This window comes from Enterobacter cloacae complex sp. OE43NF (assembly GCF_023544405.1).
Classification (GTDB): domain Bacteria; phylum Pseudomonadota; class Gammaproteobacteria; order Enterobacterales; family Enterobacteriaceae; genus Enterobacter; species Enterobacter cloacae.
In genome coordinates, this window is the sequence record NZ_JAMJFW010000102.1 from 1 (window position 1) to 3,708 (window position 3,708).

Annotated in this window: 3 protein-coding genes; all 3 read left to right on the plus strand. The window is 52.6% G+C overall.

The features are described 5' to 3' along the window. Nucleotides 1-190, plus strand: a 190-nt coding sequence (locus M8370_RS22915; protein WP_250021819.1) for a hypothetical protein, incomplete at its 5' end; no start/stop codon positions are given. 51 nt (nucleotides 191-241) lie between these two features. Further along, complete coding sequence (locus tag M8370_RS22920; RefSeq protein ID WP_250021820.1) at nucleotides 242-832, plus strand: tail assembly protein; 591 nt, start codon at nucleotides 242-244, stop codon at nucleotides 830-832. Between the two features lie 53 nt (nucleotides 833-885). Then, nucleotides 886-3,708: TipJ family phage tail tip protein (locus M8370_RS22925; protein WP_250021822.1), on the plus strand; the 2,823-nt coding region annotated here is incomplete at its 3' end.

Below are 3,708 nucleotides of genomic sequence, written 5' to 3' on the forward strand. Positions count from 1 at the left end.
TAAACTTATTGCTGCATCATTTGATGTTAACTCTCAAACTGGTGAACCTATTGACCAAACAGTGATTTCTACGCTGTGTGCAAGCGCAGGATATGATATCCCCGTTAAGAAAATGTTTTTCAAAGATGTGAATAAAAACAGGGCAGAGAAAAACATCCCCAAATTAAGCTCTCAGTATATGAGACCTTAGATAACTTAAAAATTAAACCGCTTAGGCGGTTTTTTTTATTTAGGAGAACATATGCAAGAGATAATGACCAGAATTGAACTTGGTGGCGTTCTGGGTAAAACGTATGGGAGAGTACATCATCGTCTAATACGTACCACCTCAGAAGCAATCAATGCTCTTGCAAAAACAATCACTGGTTTCGAGACGTTCTTGAATACAAGCAAGGCGCGAGGCCTTACTTACGCCGTTTATAAAGATAAAAAGAATATCAGCGTTGATGATTTAGGGTTCCCTGTAACGGGTGAAGTCATTCGTATTGTGCCTGTAGTCATCGGCAGCAAAAAGGCTGGAGTGTTGCAAACTATTTTTGGCGCGGCCCTAGTTGCTGTTGGCGCAGTACTTAATTTTACTCCCTGGGCAGCAGCATCTCCGTTTTTCTATAAATTTGGCGCTGCGGTGATGCTGGGAGGTGTAGTCCAAATGCTATCTCCTCAACCTGCAGGTCTGGCAAGCAAACAAAGCGCAGATAACCGCGCATCCTACGCATTCGGTGGTGTAACAAACACCGCGGCGCAAGGCTATCCGGTACCGCTCCTATATGGCCGCCGGCGGATAGGCGGAGCGATTATTTCTGCCGGAATTTATGTCGAAGATCAGCAGTAGATAACAAACCTTTTTTCTGGCCACCTTCGGGTGGCTTTTTTTATGGGCGCAATATGGCTACAGATAAAGTGTTAAAGGGCTGCAAGGGCGGCAGCTCCAGTTCACGAACCCCAACCGAACAGCCTGATGATCTGCAATCTGTAGCGAAGGCAAAAATCCTCATTGCGCTTGGCGAAGGGGAGTTTGCAGGGCAGCTCACCGGCAAAGATATCTACCTGGACGGAACAGCCCTGGAGAATGCTGACGGCTCCCAAAACTTCAGCGGCGTAACGTGGGAGTTTCGCGCGGGAACGCAGGCGCAAAAATATATTCAGGGTATTCCCGGTACCGAAAACGAAATCAGCGTAGGAACTGAGGTATCAAGCGCTACAGCATGGACGCGCACCTTTACCAATACACAGCTTTCGGCGGTTCGTTTACGCCTGAAATGGCCTTCGCTTTTCAAGCAGGAGGACGATGGCGATCTGGTTGGTTACTCGGTTAATTATGCGATTGACCTGCAGACGGACGGCGGGACATGGCAGACAGTCCTCAATACCAGTGTGACCGGGAAAACGACCTCAGGTTATGAGCGCAGCCACCGTATCGATTTACCGCAGGCTGGCAGCACCTGGACAATACGTCTGCGTAAGATTACCTCTGACGCTAACAGCGCGAAGATCGGCGACACGATGACGCTGCAGAGCTTCACCGAGGTGATTGATGCCAAACTGCGCTACCCCAACACCGCGCTGCTCTACATCGAATTCGACTCAAGCCAGTTCAACGGCTCTATTCCTCAAATTTCATGCGAACCGCGCGGCCGTGTTATCCGCGTTCCAGATACCTACGACCCAGAAACCCGCACTTATAGCGGTACATGGACCGGTGCGTTTAAGTGGGCATGGACGGATAACCCTGCGTGGATTTTTTACGATCTGGTTGTTTCTGACCGGTTCGGCCTTGGGCACCGTTTGACCGCTGCGAATATTGATAAATGGACGCTTTATCAGGTTGCCCAGTATTGTGATCAGATGGTACCAGACGGCAAAGGAGGCAACGGTACCGAGCCACGTTACACCTGCAACGTGTACATTCAGGACCGGAACGACGCCTACACGGTCCTGCGCGATTTTGCTGCTATCTTCCGTGGCATGACCTACTGGGGCGGGGATCAGATTGTGGCCCTGGCTGACATGCCGCGCGATGTTGATTACAGCTACACGCGCGCTAACGTTGTTGGCGGTCGCTTCACCTATTCGAGCAGCACCACGAAAAGCCGCTATACCACAGCGCTGGTTTCATGGTCAGACCCGGGGAACGCTTATGCCGACGCGATGGAGCCGGTATTTGAGCAGGCGCTGGTGGCGCGATACGGCTTCAATCAGCTGGAAATGACAGCTATCGGCTGCACCAGGCAGTCAGAAGCGAACCGAAAGGGCCGCTGGGGTATTCTCACCAACAACAAGGATCGCGTTGTTTCGTTTGATGTCGGGCTGGACGGAAACATTCCGCAGCCAGGCTACATCATCGCCGTGGCAGACGAGCTGCTTTCCGGAAAGGTTATGGGCGGCCGCATCAGCACCGTTAACGGTCGCGTTATCAAACTTGACCGTGTAGCTGATGCGGCAGCCGGTGATCGCCTTATCCTCAACCTTCCCTCCGGAGCGTCACAGAGCAGGACCATTCAGGCGGTTAACGGGGAATCGGTCACAGTAACCACCGCGTACAGTGAGACGCCTCAGGCCGAAGCTGTCTGGGTGGTTGAGTCAAACGAACTCTACGCGCAGCAGTATCGTGTTGTGAGCGTCGCTGATAACGATGATGGCACTTTCACCATTACCGGTGCATGGCACGATCCGGATAAATATGCCCGAATCGATACCGGAGCCATCATTGACCAGCGGCCGGTGAGCGTGATCCCGCCGGGCAACCAGTCGCCGCCTGCGAACATCGTGATCACCTCGTTTTCTGTGGTGCAGCAAAATATCAGCGTCGAAACGATGCGCGTGAGCTGGGACCAGGCGCAGAACGCTATCGCCTATGAAGCGCAATGGCGCCGCAACGACGGAAACTGGGTGAACGTGCCGCGCAGTTCCACCACGTCATTCGACGTTCCTGGGATTTATGCCGGGCGCTATCTGGTACGTGTACGCGCCATCAATGCCGCAGAAATTTCTTCCGGATGGGGATATTCGGAAGAGAAAACGCTGACGGGTAAAGTGGGCAATCCACCGAAGCCAGTTGGCTTTATCGCTTCTGAAAACGTGGTATTCGGTATCGAGCTGAACTGGGGATTCCCGGCGAATACCGACGACACGCTGAAGACGGAAATTCAGTACAGTCTGACCGGTACCGAAGACGATGCGATGCTGCTGGCCGATGTGCCTTACCCGCAGCGAAAATATCAGCAGATGGGCCTTAAGGCTGGGCAGATTTTCTGGTACCGCGCGCAACTGGTGGACCGCAGCGGGAACGAGTCCGGATACACCGACTGGGTGCGCGGACAGGCGAGCATCGATGTTTCCGACATCACCGATGTGATCCTGGAGGAAATTAAAGATTCTGAGGTATTCAAGGATCTGATTGAGAGTGCCGTTGAAAGTAGCGAGAAACTGGCCGAATTGTCTGATGCGATTAAGGAGAACGCCGATGGTCTGGCTGCAGCAGTAGGTTCGAATAAGCAGACAGCAGAAGCAATCATTGGCAATGCCCTGGCTATTGCTGATGTTGTTGTGCGCCAGACTGCGCAGCAGGGGGCTAACTCTGCGAAATTCGAACAGCTCCGGGAGGTGATCGCTACTGAGACGGAAGCGCGCGTCACGGATGTTACTCGTCTAGAGGCGAAAACTGCCCAGAATGAAGCGGGTATTACTGATGTTCGCCAGGCGTTAGCA